The 19,642-nt window shown below is 70.8% G+C and carries 18 protein-coding genes; 12 read left to right on the top strand and 6 right to left on the bottom strand.

Annotated elements, in window-relative coordinates:
* Positions 1–46: 46 nt before the first annotated feature.
* From BM242_RS13265 to BM242_RS13240, 6 genes are read right to left on the bottom strand one after another with little or no spacing between them, the layout of a single operon-like run.
* The gene (locus tag BM242_RS13265) at positions 47–964 is read right to left on the bottom strand and encodes a carbohydrate ABC transporter permease (protein WP_245834036.1); all 918 of its coding nucleotides are present in this window, start codon (positions 962–964) and stop codon (positions 47–49) included.
* Positions 954–1,931, bottom strand: coding sequence for a carbohydrate ABC transporter permease (locus BM242_RS13260; RefSeq protein ID WP_093839010.1), 978 nt, complete (start codon positions 1,929–1,931; stop codon positions 954–956). The genes BM242_RS13265 and BM242_RS13260 overlap by 11 nt, the downstream gene beginning before the upstream one ends.
* Complete coding sequence (locus BM242_RS13255; protein ID WP_093839009.1) at positions 1,928–3,133, bottom strand: Gfo/Idh/MocA family protein; 1,206 nt, start codon at positions 3,131–3,133, stop codon at positions 1,928–1,930. Before BM242_RS13255 ends, BM242_RS13260 begins: the two co-directional genes overlap by 4 nt.
* Entirely contained in the window at positions 3,130–4,275 is a 1,146-nt protein-coding gene (locus BM242_RS13250; protein ID WP_093839008.1) for a mandelate racemase/muconate lactonizing enzyme family protein, read from the bottom strand. Before BM242_RS13250 ends, BM242_RS13255 begins: the two co-directional genes overlap by 4 nt.
* Positions 4,272–5,192: a 5-dehydro-4-deoxyglucarate dehydratase gene (locus BM242_RS13245; RefSeq protein WP_093839007.1), complete on the bottom strand. Its 921-nt coding sequence runs from the start codon at positions 5,190–5,192 to the stop codon at positions 4,272–4,274. The genes BM242_RS13250 and BM242_RS13245 overlap by 4 nt, the downstream gene beginning before the upstream one ends.
* Positions 5,193–5,213: 21 nt before the next feature.
* Positions 5,214–6,188 carry an NAD-dependent epimerase/dehydratase family protein gene (locus BM242_RS13240; protein ID WP_093839119.1) on the bottom strand — a complete coding sequence of 325 codons (975 nt, stop codon included), beginning with the start codon at positions 6,186–6,188 and terminating at the stop codon, positions 5,214–5,216.
* On the opposite strand from BM242_RS13240, the gene BM242_RS13235 reads away from it, so the two are divergent.
* The 12 genes from BM242_RS13235 to BM242_RS13180 all read left to right on the top strand — a co-directional run bounded on the left by BM242_RS13235 (position 6,114) and on the right by BM242_RS13180 (position 19,551).
* Entirely contained in the window at positions 6,114–7,382 is a 1,269-nt protein-coding gene (locus tag BM242_RS13235; protein WP_093839006.1) for an aldose epimerase family protein, read from the top strand. The genes BM242_RS13240 and BM242_RS13235 overlap by 75 nt on opposite strands.
* A gap of 85 nt (positions 7,383–7,467) precedes the next feature.
* Positions 7,468–8,433, top strand: a complete 966-nt coding sequence (locus tag BM242_RS13230) for a LacI family DNA-binding transcriptional regulator (protein ID WP_245834033.1) — start codon at positions 7,468–7,470, stop codon at positions 8,431–8,433.
* Positions 8,434–8,657: 224 nt separating this feature from the next.
* Entirely contained in the window at positions 8,658–9,419 is a 762-nt protein-coding gene (locus tag BM242_RS13225; protein WP_245834032.1) for a helix-turn-helix transcriptional regulator, read from the top strand.
* A complete protein-coding gene (gene sufB / locus BM242_RS13220; protein WP_093839003.1) occupies positions 9,416–10,837 on the top strand; it encodes a Fe-S cluster assembly protein SufB in 1,422 nt (473 codons plus the stop codon). Before BM242_RS13225 ends, sufB begins: the two co-directional genes overlap by 4 nt.
* A 94-nt stretch (positions 10,838–10,931) precedes the next feature.
* Positions 10,932–12,116 (top strand): Fe-S cluster assembly protein SufD, encoded by a 1,185-nt coding sequence (gene sufD, locus BM242_RS13215; RefSeq protein WP_093839002.1) that lies wholly within the window; start codon positions 10,932–10,934, stop codon positions 12,114–12,116.
* Entirely contained in the window at positions 12,113–12,466 is a 354-nt protein-coding gene (locus tag BM242_RS13210; RefSeq protein ID WP_093839001.1) for a non-heme iron oxygenase ferredoxin subunit, read from the top strand. Before sufD ends, BM242_RS13210 begins: the two co-directional genes overlap by 4 nt.
* 6 nt (positions 12,467–12,472) lie before the next feature.
* The gene (gene sufC / locus BM242_RS13205; protein WP_093839000.1) at positions 12,473–13,237 is read left to right on the top strand and encodes a Fe-S cluster assembly ATPase SufC; all 765 of its coding nucleotides are present in this window, start codon (positions 12,473–12,475) and stop codon (positions 13,235–13,237) included.
* Entirely contained in the window at positions 13,234–14,487 is a 1,254-nt protein-coding gene (locus BM242_RS13200; protein WP_093838999.1) for a cysteine desulfurase, read from the top strand. Before sufC ends, BM242_RS13200 begins: the two co-directional genes overlap by 4 nt.
* Positions 14,488–14,517: 30 nt before the next feature.
* Positions 14,518–14,985 carry a Fe-S cluster assembly sulfur transfer protein SufU gene (gene sufU, locus BM242_RS13195; protein ID WP_093839118.1) on the top strand — a complete coding sequence of 156 codons (468 nt, stop codon included), beginning with the start codon at positions 14,518–14,520 and terminating at the stop codon, positions 14,983–14,985.
* Complete coding sequence (locus tag BM242_RS13190; protein WP_093838998.1) at positions 14,982–15,320, top strand: metal-sulfur cluster assembly factor; 339 nt, start codon at positions 14,982–14,984, stop codon at positions 15,318–15,320. The genes sufU and BM242_RS13190 overlap by 4 nt, the downstream gene beginning before the upstream one ends.
* A gap of 428 nt (positions 15,321–15,748) precedes the next feature.
* Complete coding sequence (locus BM242_RS30170; protein ID WP_245834031.1) at positions 15,749–17,215, top strand: glycosyltransferase family 29 protein; 1,467 nt, start codon at positions 15,749–15,751, stop codon at positions 17,213–17,215.
* The gene (locus BM242_RS13180) at positions 17,212–19,551 is read left to right on the top strand and encodes a glycosyltransferase (RefSeq protein ID WP_093838996.1); all 2,340 of its coding nucleotides are present in this window, start codon (positions 17,212–17,214) and stop codon (positions 19,549–19,551) included. Before BM242_RS30170 ends, BM242_RS13180 begins: the two co-directional genes overlap by 4 nt.
* Positions 19,552–19,642: the final 91 nt, after the last annotated feature.

Raw genomic sequence — 19,642 nt, 5'->3', positions numbered from 1 at the left:
GAATTCGGTGAGAAGGAAGGTCGGGTCAAGAGAGAGGGAACAGGGATCACTTCAGGCCCGAGGTGGCGATACCGCGGACCAGGTACTTCTGGCCTGCCAGGAAGAATCCGAAAATCGGCCCCAGGGAGAGCACCGACATGGCGAACATCGGTCCCCAGGAGGATTGTCCGCTGGAGTCCAGGAAGGTGCGGAGTGCAACCGGCACGGTGTGCATATCCGGGTTGGTGAGGAAGATCAACTGGCTCAGGAAGTCGTTCCAGGTCCAGATGAACGTGAAGATGGCCGTGGTGGCCAGCGCGGGCATCGACAGCGGAATGATGATCCGGCTGAAGATGCGCCAGTGCCCGGCGCCGTCGATGGTGGCAGCCTCGTCCAGATCCCTCGGCAGGGTACGGATGAACTGCACCATCAGGAAGATGAAGAATGCATCCGTGGCGAGGAATTTGGGCACGATGAGCGGATAGAACGTGTTGATCCAGTCCAGCTCGGAGAACAGGATGTACTGCGGCACGATCACCACGTGCAGCGGCAGCATGATGGTGCCCAGCATGATCGCGAACCACATCCGCTTCAGCGGGAACTCCAGCCGGGCGAAGGCATAGGCCGCCAGCGAGCAGGCCAGCAGATTGCCGACCACCGCGCCGAGGGTGATGACCGCCGAGTTGAAGAAGTAGTGGCTGAACGGGTGGCGCAGCGCGTCCCAGCCGTCACCGTAGTTCTCGCCGGTGACGCTGGAGGGTATGAGCCCCGGCTCCCGGAAGATGAGCTCCTCCGGCTTGACGGAGCTGGAGATCATCCACAGCAGCGGGTAGAGCATGGCCAGGCCGAACAGGATCAGGCCGGCGTGGGTGAGGAGCTTGTTGCCGCGGACCGCGAGCAGTGTCCTGGCCAGCAGGGTGTCGTTCAGCCCGGTGTCCCGGCCGCCCCCGCGGGCGCTTTTCGTGATTGCCCGGTTATTTGTCACTGTAGAACACCCAATACTTCGACATGAGGAAGTTCACCGCGGTGAGGGTGGCGATGATCAGGACCAGAACCCAGGCCATCGCCGACGCATAGCCCATTTCGAAGGAGGTAAATCCCTTGTTGTACACGTACATCGTGTAGAACAGCGTGGAATCCGCCGGGCTGCCGTTTCCGCCGCTGATCACAAACGCCTGGGTGAAGGACTGGAAGGCGTTGATCAGCTGGAGGACGAGGTTGAAGAAGATGATCGGGGTGAGCAGCGGCAGCGTGATGGAGAAGAACTGCCGCACCTTGCCGGCGCCGTCGATGCTGGCCGCCTCGTAATAGCTCGGCGGTATCTGCCGCAGACCGGCCAGGAAGATGACCATGGGGGAGCCGAAGGTCCAGACGTTCAGCACGATCAGCGTGCCCAGCGCGGTGTCCGGGTCCGCGATCCAGCTCTGGCCCTCGACCCCGAAGATGCCCAGGAAGTCGTTGAACAGGCCGTCGTCGCCGAACATCTTCCGCCACAGGATGGCGATGGCCACGCTGCTGCCCAGCAGCGAGGGCAGGTAGTAGACCGAGCGGTAGATCGCCAGGCCCCGCACCCCGCGGTCCAGGACCATGGCCAGCGCCAGCGCGAAGGCCAGCTGGAGCGGGACCGAGACGAAGACGTAGATCGCGGTGTTGGTCAGGGCCTTGACGAACCGCGGGTCGTCCGTCATCCGCGTGTAGTTCTCCAGCCCGATCCAGTGCGCCCCGCCGATGGGGCTGTAGTCGGTGAAGGAGAGGTACAGCGAGGCGAGCAGGGGCCCGGCGGTGATGCACAGCAGCCCGATGAACCAGGGTGCCAGGAAGAGATGGGCGGTCAGCGCCTCCTTGCGCCGGCGCTTCTTGCGCGCCTTGTCGGCCCGGACCGCCCCGGGGCGGGGCTCGGGCGGGCGTTTCTGTGCCCCCGCGACGGGCGGGCGCACCTGGGTATCGGTCATGCGGGCCTCCCGGAAAGTCCGGAGAACTGCGGAAGCTCGGAGAAGAGCGAGAGGGTCTCGGCGGCGGCGCGGACGAGTCCGGTGACGCCGGGGACCACCCGGCGCCGGGCGCCGTTGTCGCCCGGCAGGTCCTCGGCGCGGAGCGGGGCGGGGTCGGGGGCGGTCCGCACCGCCTCCAGCACCTGCATGAAGGGCCGGGTGGCGGCCAGCGGCACCAGCAGCGGCGGAGCTGCGGCCCCGGTCCGCGCGGCGGCCAGGTGGCCGACCAGATTGCGCAGCAGCACGGTGCGCGGATGGGTGGTGGTGTGCGGGGGCTCGCCGGGGCGCTCCACCGTCACCCGGTCCAGGGTGTAGTGCAGGATGATCCGGCCGCGCTCGCCGTGCACGGTGATCACCGGCGGCTGCTGCTCGGGCGCGGCCAGGGTGACGGCCACCACCAGCGGGGCGCCGTCCAGCAGCCCGCCGCGGGTGCGGACCCGCATGCAGGAGGTGTCGTCGGCCTCGATGTCGAAGGCGTGGAACAGCTCCAGCTCCAGGCCGGTGATCTCGCCGCCGTCCAGTGCCAGGGCGGTGGCCACGGCGTGCGCGAACGGGTTGGTGAGCGCGCCGTCCACCACGTCGGTGCCGTCCAGGCGGCGCATTCCGGCCCAGCGGGCCCGGCCGTAGTAGGCGGTGTCCCGGGACCAGGCCCCGGCCACCCCGATGCCGCGCGGCCGGCCGATCGCGCCGTCCGCGACCAGCTCGCGCACCGCCCGCGGCGCCTGCGAGCCCAGGGACTGGAAGCCGACCTGGCACACCCGGCGGTGCTGCCCGGCGGCGGCCAGCACCTCCTCGAACTGGGCCAGCGAGGCCACCGGCGGCTTCTCCAGCTGGAGGTGGGCCCCGGCCGCCATGGCCGCCCGGGCCAGCTCCGCATGGGTGTGCAGCGGGGTGGCGATCACGGCGATGTCCGCGGCGGTGTCCCTGACCAGCCCGGCCAGTCCGGCGGCCTGGCGCGGGGTGCCGAGGCCGGCCAGCAGTTCCGCGGGCACCGGGTTGAGATCGCAGATCCCGGCCAGCTCGGCCCGGCCCTCGGCGGCCAGCTCGCGCAGCACCGGCAGGTAGGTGCGCCCGAAGCCGTGCGCCCCGGCCAGCACCACGCGCAGCGGCCCGGCGGCCGGGCCGCCGGCGGTCGCGGCGTTAGCGGCGTTCGCGGCGGTCATCGGACCGCCTCCGGTTCGCCGACGGGCGGGCGCGGGCCGGCATGGCCGTCGGCCGCGAGCTCCGCCAGCCGGGCGGGGTCGAAGCGCAGGCCCAGACCGGGCACCCGGTTCAGCCGCAACACCGGGCCGCGCACGGTCACCGGCGCCTCCCCGGCCAGCAGGCCGAGCGCGGCGAAGGAGGCGTCCTCCACGTCCTCGACCATGGCCGGCAGCGGCAGCGCGCAGGCGAGCTGGCCGGAGACCTCCGGCAGCAGATGCGGCCAGACCGGCACCGACCACAGCGCGGCCAGCTCGGCGATCCGCCGGAACGGGGTGATGCCGCCGACCCGGGCCACATTGGGCTGCACCACGTCGCAGCCGCCGGCCGTCAGCCAGTCCCGGAAGGCGTGCACGGTGCGCAGATTCTCGCCGACCGCGACCGGCACCCCGGTCTCCCGGCGCAGCCGGACATGCCCGGCGAGGTCGTCGGCGCGCAGCGGCTCCTCCACCCAGCGCAGGCCGAACGGGCGCAGCGCCTCGATCGCCTCCCGGGCACGGAGCAGGTCCCAGCGCTGGTTGGCGTCCACCATCAGCGCCACATCCGGGCCGACGGCCTCCCGCACGGCGGCGATCCGGGCCACGTCCACCGCCACCTCCGGGTGGCCCACCTTGACCTTGACGGCCCGGTGACCGCGCGCCTTCCAGCGCCGGGCCTGCTCGGTGAGCTGCTCCAGGGAGTAGTGGAGATTGACCCCGCTGCCGTAGACCTCGGCCGTCTCCCGGCGCAGCCCCAGCTCCTCGGCCAGGCTGTGCCCGGCACCGGCCGCCCGCAGGTCCCACAGCGCAGTGTCGATCGCGGTCATGGCCATGGTGGTGATGCCGGAGGAGCCCGCCTCGTGCAGATGGGCCCACAGCTCGTCCCACACCGTCTCGGGGTGGGCCGGCCGGCCCAGCACCGCGTCCCGGCAGTCCTGGGTGAGCAGCGCGTGCACCGCGCCGGCGCCGATCTGCGGGGTCCAGGTGAAGCCGGTGCCGGTGCGTCCGTCGGCCAGCGTGACCCGGCAGACGATGACGTGGTTGGCGGGCACCTCCGGCCCCCACGGGCGCGGCAGCGGTACCCGGTACGCCCGGGCCGTCACCTCGCTGATCAGGGGATAGGTCATGCCGCGGCCCTCACCAGGGCCAGCCCGGTGTCGATCAGCCGGGACAGCTCGGCCAGGTCGGCGGCGTCCGGCTCGACCAGCGGCGGACGGACCGGACCGGCGTCCTGGCCGCGCAGCCGCACCCCGGCCTTGACCAGGGAGACCGCATAGCCGGGCACCTTGTTGCGCAGCTCCACCAGGGGGGCGTAGAAGTCGGTGAGCAGCTTCCCGGCCAGCTGCGGGTCGGCGGTGCCGGCCTCCTCGTCCAGCGCCCGGTGGAAGGCGGCGGCGATCTCGGGGGCGAAGCAGAAGACCGCCGAGGAGTACAGCCGCACGCCCAGGGCCCGGTAGGCGGGCTGGGTCAGCTCGGCGGTGGGCAGGCCGTTGAAGAAGGTGAAGTCCTCGCCCAGGCGGGCGCGGGCGGCCAGCACGATGCGCTGCATCCGGTCGATGTCGCCGAGCCCGTCCTTGAGCCCGGTGACCCCGGGGATCCGGCCGAGCGCGACGACCTGGTCCGGCTCCAGCACCAGCGGACCGCGCTGGTAGAGGATCACCGGCAGGCCCACGGCGGCCACCGCGGCGACATAGTCGTGCAGGCCCCGGCGGGGGCCGGCGGCGAGGTAGGGCGGCAGCAGCAGAATGCCGTCCGCGCCCGCCTCGGCGGCCTGCCGGGCGTGGGCCAGGGCGGCGCCCAGCGGGCCGCCGGCGCCGGCCAGCACCGGAACCCGGCCGGCCGTCTCCTTGACCGCGGTGCGCACCACGGTGGCCTGCTCCTCGGCGGACAGCGAGGTCAGTTCGCCGGTGCCGCAGGCGGCGAAGACCCCGCCGGGGCCGTGCGCCAGACCGGCGGCCAGATGCTCGGCCAGTGCGCCGGTGTCCACCCGGCCGGTGCCGTCGAACGGCGTGACCGGGAAGAACAGCACTCCCGAGAGTTGCATGGCGTTTCGTTTCCCCTCAGCTCAGGAACGGGTCCGTCGGGACATTTCGGCGAGCCGGCCGCCGGTGCTCGCGGTGCTGTCGGCGGCGGGCGCGGCGGCGGCGTCCGGCAGTTCGGTGCGCCAGCTCCGCTTGGCGCGCCAGCCGAGCAGCCGCTCCGCCTTGGCGCTGGAGAACGCGGGCGCGGTGCCGGTGAGCACGGCGGCGGCCTGCTCGGTGGTGGGATGGAAGCGCGGCAGCAGCCCGGCGAGCGGGGCCCGGGCCAGCGCGTCGGCGGCGCCGGCGAAGAACACCTCGCCGTTGGGGATCTCCGGCAGGGCGGCCAGCAGGGTGTCCACCATCTCGCCGCCGTCCCGGGCGTCCAGGTAGTTGAAGAGCGAGGCGCCCGCGATCGACGGGTCGTCGAGCCGTTCGGTGAGCGAGTGGCCGGTCTGGGTGGGCGCGCCCTGCCATTCCTCGGGCGGGATCACGAAGCAGGGGCGCACCGCGGCGAAGCGGACCGTGTCACCGGCCGCGGCGGTGAAGGTGCGCATGGTCTGCTCGGCGGCGAGCTTGGAGAGACTGTAGGCGTTCCAGGGCCGCACCGGGTGGTCCTCGTCCAGCGGAAGGTAGCTGGGGGTCCAGGAACCGTCCGGGGCCCCGTAGCCGATCACGGTCGGGCTGCTGGCCACGATGACCCGGCGCACTCCCGTGTGCACCGCTGCCTCGCATACATTGAAGGCAGCCTGGGTGTTCACCCGGTAGGTGAGCCCGTCCGTCCGGCCGAAGGGGGTGGCGACAGCCGCGAGGTGCACCACCGCCTCCGGGCGGTAGCGGCTCATGACTTCGAAGGACTCCCCGAGGTCGGTCACGTCCGCGGCGAGCACCGAGGCACAGGCGCCGTCGGCCGGGTCACCGGGACTGATGTCAATCCCGATCACCTCATGGCCGGACGAGGCCAGTGCGGTGACAACGCTGCGGCCCATACGACCCGCGCTGCCCGTAACGAGCACCCTCATGGCTTCTGGATCTCCCATCAACGCAACAAGCGGTTGCAGAACCGTGGCTTAACTACGCCGAAACGTCAAGACTTCCAGCGACTATTGATTACAACCGATTGCAAGCTAGGGTGGGGCAGTGTGAGCGAACACTTCGGCCGCACCGCGGATGGAACCCCAGTTGAGCGCCATGTTCTGAGCGCTCCGGGGATCCGTGCCTCGGTGCTCACCTACGGATGCGTGGTCCAGTCCCTCGACGTTCCGGACTCCCGGGGACGGCCGGGGAACGTGGTGCTGGGACTGGACACCATGGACGGCTATCTCACCCGCAGCCGGTTCTTCGGCGCGGTGGTGGGCAGGTACGGCAACCGCATCGCCGACGGCCGCTTCACCCTGGAGGGCCGGGCGTACGAGCTGCCGCGCAACAACGGCAGCAACAGCCTGCACGGCGGGCCGGAGGGCTTCGACAAGCGCGTCTGGCGGCCGGCCGGTACCGCCGGCGACCGGATCAGCCTGGCCTACCGCAGCGCGGACGGCGAGGCCGGCTACCCCGGCACCCTGGACGCCACCGTCACCTACACGGTGGCCGGCACCGGGGAGGGGCCGGAGGGCGAGTGGTCACTGCGCATCGACTACCGCGCCGTCACCGACGCCCCCACCCATGTCAACCTGACCAACCACTCCTACTTCAACCTGGCGGGCGCCGGCCCCGGGCCCACCGGCGGCCCCGGCACCGTGCACGACCACGAGGTCACCCTGCGGGCCTCGCGCTACCTGCCGGTGGACGACCGGCTGATCCCCACCGGCGAACTCGCGCCGGTGGCCGGCACCCCCTTCGACTTCACCGCCCCGCGGCGGATCGGCGACCGGCTGGACGACGGCCATCCGCAGCTGAAGACCGCCGGCGGCTACGACCACTGCTGGGTCTTCGACGAGCCGGCCGGCCCGCTGCGCCCGGTGGCGCGGGTCACCGAGCCGGGCTCCGGCCGGGCCATGGAGGTGCTGACCACCGAGCCCGGGGTGCAGTTCTACTCCGGCAATATGCTCACGGACGCGGTGTACGGCCGGGGCACCGGCCTGTGCCTGGAGACCGAGCACTTCCCGGACTCCCCGAACCGCCCGGAGTTCCCCTCCACCGTGCTGCGTCCCGGGGAGGCGTACTCCTCGACCACCGTCTACCGTTTCACCGCCGGCGCCCCGGCGGGAGACCGGTGAGCGACACCTGCGCGGCCGGGACGGGGCCGCGCGGCGCAGGGAACGACCTTGGGGGGACGGCACAGTGGCGGTGACCATCCGTGATGTGGCACGGGCCAGCGGGGTCCATGTCTCGACCGTCTCCCGTACCTTTTCCGCGCCGCACCTGGTGAGCGCGGACACCCGCGAGCGGGTGCTGGCCATCGCGGGCGAGCTGGGCTACCGGCCCAACCGGGCGGCCCGCGCGCTGACCACCGGGCGCACCCACAACCTCGGGCTGATCGTCTCGGACATCGCCAACCCCTTCTTCCCGCCGCTGATCAAGGCCGCCCAGGCCTACGCGCGGGAGCGGGAGTACCACGTCTTCGTGGCCGACACCGACGAGGACCCGCAGGCCGAGGAAGAGCTGATACAGACCCTGGCCAAACAGGTCGACGGTGTGGTGCTGGTCGCCCCCCGGCTCACCAACCAGGCCATCGAGCGGCTGGGCATGGAGCTGCCCTTCGTGGTGGTCAACCGCAAGGTCAAGGGGCTGTCCGCGGTGCTGATGGACGTCGCCCAGGGCGCCGCCCAGGCGGTGCAGCACCTCGCCTCGCTGGGCCACCGGCGGCTCGCCCTGCTCGGCGGCCCGCGCGGCTCCTGGACCAGCGAGCAGATGCGCAAGTCGGCGGAGGCCGCCGTGGCCGGGCACGGCATCGACCTCACCGCCATCGGGCCCAACGCCCCGACCGAGGAGGGCGGCCAGGCCGCGGCCCGAGCCGTCCAGGGCAGCGGCGCCACCGCCGTGCTGGCCTACAACGACCTGGTCGCGATAGGCGTCATCGAGGGACTGGGCGAGCTGGGCGTGGAGGTGCCCGGCGACGTCAGCGTGGTGGGCGTGGACGACACGGTGGCCGGCCGGCTCAACCGGCCCAAGCTCACCACCATCGTGATGCCCACGCCGGCCGCGGGCCGCACCGCGGTGGACCTGCTGCTCCAGGCGGTGGACGCGGGCGGCGGCCGGACCGCCGCGCAGACCATCCTGGAGACCGGCATCGTGGTCCGCGAGTCCACCGGCCCGGCCCCGGCCTGACTCCCGGCGCGGCCGGACCTGCCGCGGAACACGGTGCCGCCCGGGCCATGACCGGGCCGCCCGTGGTTAGGCATGCCTAACGTGATGAACGGCATTCGGGCTGGTCACGGGGCGGCTTGCTGCCGCCGCGCGAATTACGCAACAATGGCGTTGTGAAAAAGCGGGACGGGCGACGGCAGACGCGCGGGACGACGGTCGGCACACCGGCCGCCGTCCCGGCCGGCGTGTCCGCGTCCGCGGAGGAGCAGCAGGGCACCCGCCGCCGGGTGGCCCGCTCCATTCTGGACCACGGGCCGTCCACCGCCGCCGAGCTGGCCGGCCGGCTGGGCCTGACCCAGGCGGCCGTCCGCCGTCATCTGGACGCGCTGGCCGGTGAGGGCGTGGTCGAGGCCCGGGAGAAGCGGGTCCACGGTCACCGCGGCCGGGGGCGCCCGGCCAAGGTGTTCGCGCTGACCGACGAGGGCCGCGGCTCCTTCGGCCAGTCGTACGACGAGCTGGCCGTGGAGGCACTGCGCTGGATCGCCGGCCGGGCCGGCGGCGGCGAGAGCGCCCGGCAGGCCGTACTGGCCTTCGCCCGGGCCCGGGCCGCCGCCCAGGCGGAGCGGTACCGGGCGGTGCTGGAGCAGGCCGGTGCCGAGTGCGCCGCGGAGTCGCCCACCGAGGCGCTGGCCCGGGCCCTGTCCCGGGACGGTTACGCTGCTGTGGCGCGCGCCGCCCCGGCCGCCGCCGGGGAGCAGCTCTGCCAGCACCACTGTCCGGTGGCGCATGTGGCGGAGCGGTTCCCGCAGCTCTGCGAGGCCGAGACGGAGGCGTTCTCGCGCCTGCTGGGCACCCATGTGCAGCGTCTGGCCACCATCGCCCACGGGGACGGGGTCTGCACGACCTTCGTTCCGGCGGCCGGGCATGCCAAGCCGTCCCCCGATCGCCGCGGCTCCGCCGCGGCGAAGACCACCACCGAAAGCACTGCCGGGAGGAACCCCGCATGACGCTCCCCACGGAGACCGCCCACCCCGAGCTGGAGGGCCTGGGCAGGTACGAGTACGGCTGGGCCGACTCGGACATCGCCGGCGCATCGGCCAGGCGCGGCCTCTCCGAGGAGGTCGTCCGCGACATCTCCGCGAAGAAGGCCGAGCCCGAGTGGATGCTCAGGATGCGGCTGAAGGGCCTGAAGCTGTTCGGCAAGAAGCCCATGCCGACCTGGGGCTCGGACCTGTCCGGCATCGACTTCGACAACATCAAGTACTTTGTGCGGTCCACCGAGAAGCAGGCCCAGTCCTGGGAGGACCTGCCGGAGGACATCCGCGCCACCTACGACAAGCTGGGCATCCCGGAGGCCGAGAAGCAGCGCCTGGTCGCCGGGGTCGCCGCGCAGTACGAATCCGAGGTGGTCTACCACCAGATCCGCGAGGACCTGGAGAAGCAGGGCGTCATCTTCCTGGACACCGACACGGCGCTCAAGGAGCACCCGGAGATCTTCCAGGAGCACTTCGGCACGGTGATCCCGCCCGGTGACAACAAGTTCGCCGCGCTGAACACCGCCGTGTGGTCCGGCGGCTCCTTCATCTACGTGCCGAAGGGCGTGCACGTGGACATCCCGCTGCAGGCCTACTTCCGGATCAACACCGAGAACATGGGCCAGTTCGAGCGCACCCTGATCATCGTGGACGAGGACGCCTACGTCCACTACGTGGAGGGCTGCACCGCCCCGATCTACCAGTCGGACTCGCTGCACTCCGCGGTGGTGGAGATCATCGTCAAGAAGGGCGGGCGCTGCCGCTACACCACCATCCAGAACTGGTCCAACAACGTCTACAACCTGGTGACCAAGCGCGCCGTGGCCTACGAGGGCGCCACCATGGAGTGGGTCGACGGCAACATCGGCTCCAAGGTCACCATGAAGTACCCGGCCGTCTACCTGATGGGCGAGCACGCCAAGGGCGAGACGCTGTCCGTCGCCTTCGCGGGCGAGGGCCAGCACCAGGACGCCGGCGCCAAGATGGTGCACATGGCGCCGAACACCTCCTCCAACATCGTCTCCAAGTCGGTGGCCCGGGGCGGTGGCCGCACCTCCTACCGCGGTCTGATCGAGATCGGCGAGGGCGCGGCCGGCTCCAAGTCCAATGTGCTGTGCGACGCCCTGCTGGTGGACACCGTCTCCCGCTCCGACACCTATCCCTATGTGGATGTGCGGGAGGACGACGTCACCATGGGCCACGAGGCCACCGTGTCCAAGGTGAGCGACGACCAGCTCTTCTACCTGATGCAGCGCGGCCTGTCCGAGGACGAGGCCATGGCGATGATCGTGCGCGGCTTTGTCGAGCCGATCGCCAAGGAGCTGCCGATGGAGTACGCCCTGGAGCTGAACCGGCTGATCGAGCTCCAGATGGAGGGCGCGGTCGGCTGACGCGCCGCAGCGCGCGCACCGTCACGCCCTCCCGAGTGAGCGCACGATCACCCGTACCCGTCCGCGGAAGCAGAAAGCGAGCACGACAACAGTCATGGCCAAGGCCCAGACCCCCAGTCCGGCGGGCGCCGCAGGCGGCGGCGCCGTCGCGGTGGCCGCCGAGTCCACCGTCGCCACCCGGATGAGCGCCCCGCCCTCCTTCGACGTGGCCGACTTCCCGGTCCCGCACGGCCGGGAGGAGGAGTGGCGGTTCACCCCGCTGGAGCGGCTGCGCGGCCTGCACAGCGGCACGGCGAAGGCCGACGGTTCGGTGAAGGCGGATCTGTCCGCGCCGGACGAGGTGATCATCGAGACGGTGGGCCGGGAGGACGCCCGGCTGGGCCGGGCCGGCACCCCGGTGGACCGGGTGGCCGCCCAGGCGTACTCCTCCTTCGAGAAGGCCCTGGTGGTCACGGTGCCGTCCGAGCGGGTGCTGGACGAGCCCATCCGGCTCACCGTGCACGGCGAGGGCGGGGTCACCTTCGGGCACACCGTCTTCGAGCTGAAGCCGTTCGCCGAGGCCGTCCTGATCCTGGACCACACCGGCGACACGGTGCGCGCCGCCAATGTCGAGTATGTGCTGGGCGACGGCGCGAAGCTCACCGTGGTCTCGGTGCAGGACTGGGACGACACCGCGGTGCACGTCTCCCAGCACAACGCGCTGGTCGGCCGGGACGCCTCGCTGAAGTCCATCGTGGTGACCTTCGGCGGCGACCTGGTGCGGATCCACCCCAGGGTCAGCTATGCCGGCCCCGGCGGCGAGGCCGAGCTCTACGGCCTGTACTTCACCGACAACGGCCAGCACCACGAGCACCGGCTGTTCATCGACCACGACTCCCCGAACTGCCGCTCCAACGTGGCCTACAAGGGCGCCCTGCAGGGCCAGGACGCGCACGCGGTGTGGATCGGTGACGTGCTGATCCGCGCCCGGGCCACCGGCACCGACACCTACGAGCTCAACCGCAATCTGGTGCTCACCGACGGCGCCCGGGTGGACTCGGTGCCCAATCTGGAGATCGAGACCGGCGAGATCGCCGGCGCCGGGCACGCCTCGGCCACCGGCCGCTTCGAGGACGAGCAGCTCTTCTATCTGATGACCCGGGGCATCCCGGCCGAGGAGGCCCGCCGCCTGGTGGTGCGCGGCTTCTTCGCCGAGCTGGTCCAGCAGATCGGGGTGCCGGACGTGGAGGAGCGGCTGATCGCCAAGCTGGAGGCCGAACTGGAGGCGTCGATCGCATGACCGCCGCCGTTCCCGCCGCCGAAGGCTTCGTCCAGGTCTGTGTCCTGAAGGAGCTGGAGGAGGACACGCCCAAGCGCGTGGAGATCGGCCGGACCCCGGTCTCCGTGGTCCGGACCGAGGGCGAGGTCTTCGCGGTGTACGACATCTGCTCGCACGCCAACGTCTCGCTCTCCGAGGGGGAGGTCGAGGACTGCCAGATCGAGTGCTGGCTGCACGGCTCCATGTTCGATCTGCGCACCGGCGAGCCCTCCGGCCTGCCGGCCACCCGTCCCATCCCCACCTATCCCGTCAAGATCGTTGGAGACGGCCCCGACGCGGCTGTGCTCGTCTCCGTCACCCAGGAGTCCTAGTTCCCCATGGCAACGCTTGAGATCAACGACCTGCACGTTTCCGTCGAGACCGAAGGCGGTCCCGCGGAGATCCTGCGCGGTGTCAACCTGACCGTGAAGCAGGGCGAGACCCACGCCATCATGGGGCCCAACGGCTCCGGCAAGTCCACCCTGGCCTATTCCCTGGCGGGTCACCCCAAGTACACGGTCACCGGCGGCACGGTCACCCTGGACGGGGAGGACGTGCTGGAGATGGCGGTGGACGAGCGGGCCCGGGCCGGCGTCTTCCTCGCCATGCAGTACCCGGTCGAGGTGCCGGGCGTGTCCGTCTCCAACTTCCTGCGCACCGCCGCCACCGCCGTCCGCGGCGAGGCCCCCAAGCTCCGCACCTGGGTGAAGGAGGTCAAGGAGGCCATGGCGCGGCTGGAGATGGACCCGGCCTTCGCCGAGCGCAATGTGAACGAGGGCTTCTCCGGCGGTGAGAAGAAGCGCCACGAGATCCTTCAGCTCGAACTCCTCAGGCCGAAGATCGCGATCCTGGACGAGACCGACTCCGGCCTGGACATCGACGCCCTGCGCACGGTCTCCGAGGGGGTCAACCGGGTCCGCGGGAGCGGTGAGGTCGGCACCCTGCTGATCACCCACTACACCCGTATCCTGCGCTATATCAACCCCGACCACGTGCATGTCTTCGCCAGGGGCCGGATCGTCGAGTCCGGCGGTCCGGAGCTGGCGGAGAAGCTGGAGGCCGAGGGGTACGAGCAGTACGTCAAGGGAGGCGCTGCCGAGTGAACCTGCCCGGCCTCCTCGACACCGAGGCGATTCGCAAGGACTTCCCCGTCCTGGACCGAGTGCTCCATGAGGGGAAGAAGCTGGTGTATCTGGACAACGCGGCGACCTCGCAGAAGCCGCGCCAGGTCCTGGACGCACTCCAGCAGTACTACGAGCTGCACAATGCCAATGTGCACCGCGGCATCCATGTGCTCGCCGAGGAGGCCACGGCGCTCTACGAGGGTGCCCGCGACAAGGTCGCCGCGTTCGTCAACGCCCCCAGCCGGGACGAGGTGATCTTCACCAAGAACGCCTCGGAGTCGCTGAACCTGGTGGCCAACATGCTCGGCTGGGCGGACGAGCCCTACCGGGTGGACGAGCGCACCGAGATCGTCATCACCGAGATGGAGCACCACTCCAACATCGTGCCCTGGCAGCTTCTGTCCCAGCGCACCGGCGCGAAGCTGAAGTGGTTCGGCATCACCGACGACGGGCGGCTGGACCTGTCCCGGATCGACGAGATCATCACCGAGAAGACCAAGATCGTCTCCTTTGTGCTGGTCTCCAACATCCTGGGCACCCACAACCCGGTGGAGACCATCGTGCGCCGGGCCCAGGACGTCGGCGCCCTGGTGCTGATCGACGCCTCCCAGGCGGCCCCGCACATGGCGCTGGACGTGCAGGCGCTCCAGGCCGACTTCGTGGCCTTCACCGGCCACAAGATGTGCGGGCCGACCGGGATAGGCGTGCTGTGGGGCCGGCAGGAGCTGCTGGAGGATCTGCCGCCGTTCCTGGGCGGCGGGGAGATGATCGAGACGGTCTCCATGCACTCCTCCACCTATGCCCCGGCGCCGCACAAGTTCGAGGCGGGCACCCCGCCGATCGCCCAGGCGGTCGGCATGGGCGCGGCAGTGGACTATCTGAGCGGCATCGGCATGGACCGGATCGCCGCCCATGAGCAGACCCTCACCGAGTACGCGCTGCACCGGCTGCGGGACATCCCCGGGCTGCGGATCGTCGGCCCGGAGACGGCCGAGGACCGTGGCGCGGCGATCTCCTTCACGCTCGGTGACATCCATCCGCACGACGTCGGCCAGGTCCTGGACGAGCAGGGGATCGCGGTCCGGGTGGGGCACCACTGTGCCCGCCCGGTCTGTCTGCGGTTCGGAATTCCCGCGACCACCAGGGCGTCGTTCTATCTGTACTCCACTCCCGCCGAGGTGGACGCCCTGGCGGACGGGCTGGAGTACGTCCGGAACTTCTTCGGCTGACCGGCGCGCGAGGGAATGGACTCCATGACCATGAAGCTGGATTCGATGTACCAGGACGTGATCCTGGATCACTACAAGAACCCGCACGGGCGCGGGCTGCGCGACGGCGACGCCGAAGTGCACCATGTGAACCCGACCTGCGGTGACGAGATCACGCTCCGGGTCAGTCTGGACGGCGGGACCGTCCGGGACGTCAGCTACGAGGGGCAGGGCTGTTCCATCAGCCAGGCCAGCGCCTCGGTGCTGAACGAGCTGCTGGTGGGCAAGGAGCTGCCGCAGGCCCGGCGCATCCAGGAGACCTTCCTGGAACTGATGCAGTCCAAGGGCCGGATCGAGCCGGACGACGCGATGGAGGAGCTGCTTCAGGACGCGGTCGCGTTCGCCGGTGTCTCCAAGTACCCGGCCCGGGTCAAGTGCGCGCTGCTGTCCTGGATGGCCTGGAAGGACGCCACCGCCCAGGCCCTGGGCACCGGCGGAAAGGAACCCCACCCCGCATGACCACCACCGACACCGCCAAGACCGCCCGGGCCTCGGAGGACGAGATCCGCGAGGCCATGCACGACGTCGTCGACCCGGAGCTGGGCATCGACGTGGTCAACCTCGGCCTGGTCTACGGCATTCACATCGACGAGGACAACGCCGTCACCCTGGACATGACCCTCACCTCGGCGGCCTGTCCGCTGACCGAGGAGATCGAGGACCAGGCCAGGACCGCCACCGAGGGACTGGTGAGCGAGCTGCGGATCAACTGGGTCTGGATGCCTCCGTGGGGCCCGGACAAGATCACGGACGAGGGGCGCGAGCAGCTCCGGGCCCTCGGCTTCAACGTCTGAGCGTCCCCGCGCCCGCCCGGCCCGCAGCCGGGTCCCGCCGCCCGCACGCGGGCCGGGACCCGGCCGGGCCTTTTTGTCATGCGCGCATGAGCGGCGCCCTTGAGCGGGCGGCCGGCAATTGCCGCCCGCCGAATTCCCGGCCGACGCGACCGCCATGCGGCGATGGGGTGCGTCATCCTTCGTATTTTCGTTCGTAACGTGGAGTCCATGTGCCGGGGGATGGCCGAAACTCATCGGTTTGAACCGCCCTCGGGTGCGGCAAGCTGGAGAAAGAGCCGGAGGGGGGCGCGGCTTGCTTTGCCATTGCGTCAGCCCGTTCACCACCCGTACATTCACAGAAGTGGATTACGTCACAAGGTGGGCTTACCCTGCCCGGAACCATACGCCGCCATACGCCGTCCTGCGGCGGAGTGGGGAGGAGAATCCGGGTGCAGTTCAGAATCGGTAGGCCGGTGCGGCGCGCCACGGCCGGGTTGCGGAAGGACACCGTGCGGGACGGGTCCGGTCTCGCGGCCCGCATTCAGGACTGCGCGGTCACCGGCGGGCAGCTCGTCGGCAGCGCGGACCCGCAGCGGCAGAAGCTGGCCGAGGCGATCCGCACACTGACCGCCGCCTACACGGCCGCGCTGAGCAGACCGGCCGACGCGGCGGCCCTCCTCGCCGACGACAGAGGCTGGCCCAAGACCCATCCGGAGCTGTTCGACGCCCTGCTGCAGACCGGGCGCGCCGCCGCCGATCTGCATACCGACGCGTATCTGCCCCTGGCCCTGCGGATCACCGACACCCTCCTCGGGGTGCGCAAGGAGTCCCGGGCCGCCTGGCGGCTGCGCGCCCGGGTGCTCGACCTCCAGGGCGACGACCGCGCGGCCATCGCCGCCCATGAGCGCTATCTCAAGATCTGCGCCGTGGACGATCTCGGCACCGGCGCCCGGATCAGTGCGCTCAGGCGGAGCCGGGAACGGCTGACGGAGTGTCTGGACCTGCTCCAGGAGCGCGGCCCAGGGGCCGCGGAACACGCCGGAGAGTCCGAGACGGAGCTGTGGTCGCGGGCCGGGGCGCTGCGCGAGCGCGGTGACCGGGCCGGCGCCGAGGAGCTGATGACCGCCGCCCTGCTCGCCATGGAGCGGTCCGGCCGCCGGCTCGGCGAGCTCAGCACCTGCCTCACCACGCTGGTCGAGCTGCTGACCGAGAGCGGGGAGACGACCGGCCCGCGCGAACTGCGGCTGCTGGAGGCGTACTCCGAGCACCGGCGGCTGCTGCGCCGGGACGAGACGCCCGAGCCGCTGCTCGGCGGCACCAAGGTGATCGGCATCAGCGACTTCCGCAATCTCATCGCCGGCAAGACGGTCTGCCTGGTCGCCAACTCCAACAAGATCGCGGAGAGCCGGATGGGTGAGGAGATCGACTCCTACGACCTGGTGGTCCGCTTCAACTCCTTCCGCATCGACCCCGCGAACACCGGCCGGCGCACCGACATCCACGCCACCATCCACAAGCACAGCTACAACTGGGACGTCCCGGTGCAGACCCGGCTGGTGTTCGGCGGCAAGGCGGGTGTCTGGAACACCTCGCTGCGCCGGCGCCTGGTGCCGGGCGCCCAGACCTATGTCAACGACCGCACCCTGCGCTGGCCGCTGCGGGAGGTCGGCAAGGTCCCGGCCAGGGTGTGGCCGGCCATCCCCACCAGCGGTTTCAACATGCTCTGGCTGCTGGACTTCCTGGACGTCAGCCCGCGCATCGATCTCCTCGGTTTCGACTTCTACGCCTCCGGCGCCTACCGCCTGCCGGACGCCATGAAGCATCCGATCACCGCGGTCCACGAGTACCGCCGCGAGCGCGACTGGATCATGGACCGCGCACGCCACACCGATGAGATGAGGATCGCTCTCCGATGACCACCAGCACCTCCGCGCAGCCCCTCAAGCGGCGGGTGGCCTTCGCGTCCTATGTGGACGAGAACTATCTGCCCGGGTTCCTCACCCTGCTGCGCTCCCTCGCGCTGGCCAATCCGGCCGTCTGCGAGGACTTCATCGTCCTCTACGACGATCTGCGGCCGGTCTCCGTGGCGAAGATCCGCAACCTGCACCCGCGGATCGTCCTGCGCCGGGTGCACGAGGAGACCTACGCCGGCTTCGTCAAGGGCGATCCGCACAACTACCTGGTGCGCAAGGCGTACTTCATCCTGGATGTGTTCCGCATCCGCGACTACGACACCATCATCACCCTGGACACCGACATGGTGGTCCTGGGTGACATCGGCGAACTGCTGCGCATGCGTTCCGGACTGGGCGCGGTGGCCCAGCTCTTCCACGGCCAGGACAAGCTCAACAGCGGCCTGCTGGTGATCCAGCGGGAGTATCTGACCGACGAGTTCTGCGAACGGATCGACCGCACCGGTCGCTCGGGCGAGTACGAGCTGGACAAGCACGACCAGGGCATCCTCAACGCCGTGCTGAACGGCGGCTTTGTGCGCATCGACCCGCGCTACAACTTCGTCAAGCGCCGGCTGTCCGGCAACCAGCCGGTGCCCGAGGACACCGTCATCCTGCACTTCACCGGCCGTCACAAGCCGTGGAACGGCGGTGAGAAGGGCTATGAGCAGGCCGAGGCGGCCTGGCACGAGCACGAGCTGACCGATGCCGCGTTCCGCGAACGGTTCTTCGCCCTGGACGGTCCCAAGCATCCCGACCTGGTGCGCCACTACGGCCGTCAGGCGCTGCGCGACGGCACCGTGCTCTCGGTGGCCCACCAGGTCGCCGCCGCCTGCCTGGAACAGGGCGCGTTCCGGGAGGCGGCCGAGATCCTGGGCGGCTTCCGCATTCCCGTCCGCCGCCACGGCAGCAACTATCTGCTGGGCACCGCCCTGATGGCCGAGTCCCGGTATGCGGAGGCCGAGGCCCGTCTGCTGCTGGCCGCCGCCGACCCGGGCGGCGCCGCCAAGGCGTTCGGCAAGCTCTCCCAGCTCCGCTGGATCGTCCGGGACGACGCCGGCGCCCAGCGCTACGCCCTGCGCGGCCTGGCCGGCGATCCCACCGACCGGCTGTGCGGCATCCACCAGCGCCGCACCGCCGTGCCGGGCGCCAGTGACGACCCCGGGCAGCCCCGGGCCTACTCCTCCGCTGCCCCGGCCGGGGACCCGTCCGAGCAGCTCGCCCATGTGGCGTTCTACATGGACGGCCAGGGCAACGCCGGCGACAAGGTGCTGCCGGACTCCGTGCGGCTCTGCTTCGGCCGGGACAACGGCCCGGCCGCCTGGCATCCGGAGCATGTGCACCGGCTCTTCGACCGGGCCGCGCTGGAGCGCGTCAACCAGCGGCGCGGCCTGGTGATCGGCGGCGGCGGGCTGTTCATTCCGGACACCTCGCCCAACGGCAACAGCGCCTGGCAGTGGAACGCGGCGGACGAGATGATCCGCCGGATCGAGGTCCCGGTCGCGGTCTTCGCGGTCGGCTACAACAACTTCGAGGGGCAGGAATACGCCCGCACCCGGTTCAACGAGAGCCTGTGCACGCTGGCCGAGCGGGCCGACTTCTTCGGGCTGCGCAACAACGGCTCGGTGCGGCGGGTGCGCGAGCTGCTGCCTCCCTCGCTGCGCGACAAGGTGGTCCACCAGCCGTGCCCGACCACGGTGCTGCGCCGGCTGGTGCCCGGCTGGCAGGACCCGGCCCGGCGTGCGGACACCGTGCTGATCAACTGCGCCTACGACCGCGCCGGGCTGCGTTTCGGCCATGACTACGGGCACTTTCTGGCCCAGATGGCGCAGGCCGTCCGCACCCTGGGGGAGGAGGCCGAGGTGCGGTACGCGGCGCATGCGGTGACGGACGAGAAGTTCGTGTTCGACCTGCGCCGGGAGCACGGCATCAGCATGCCGGTGGACCCCATGTACGACTGGTCCACGGAGCGGATCCTCGACGAGTACGCCCGGACCCGGCTGGTGATCGGCATGCGCGGGCACGCCGGGATGATCCCGTTCGGCTGTGGCACGCCGATCATCAGTCTGATCTCCCATCCCAAGCTGGGCTACTTCCTGGCCGACATCGAACGCCCGGAGTGGGGGATCTCGGTGCACGAGCGGGAGCTGGCGGCGCTGCTGGTGGAGCGGGCGCGGGGCATGCTCCGGGCGCACCAGGAGGCGGTCGCCGATGTGCACGGCCGGCAGGAACTGCTGTGGCGGATCACCCGGCGCAACATGGATCTGCTGGGCGACCTGATGAAGACGCCGGCGGGCTGAGCCCGGCAGGCGGCGGACGGCGGGGCCGGTCCGGGAGGCATCCCCTCCCGGACCGGCCCTCGCGTTGTGCCCGCCGATGGTTGTGTACGGT

It is taken from the genome of Streptomyces aidingensis (assembly GCF_900112355.1).
Taxonomy (GTDB): Bacteria; Actinomycetota; Actinomycetes; order Streptomycetales; family Streptomycetaceae; genus Streptomyces; species Streptomyces aidingensis.
The sequence above is the reverse complement of the archived record's forward strand: the minus strand, read 5'-3'. Positions and strand labels throughout refer to the sequence as shown.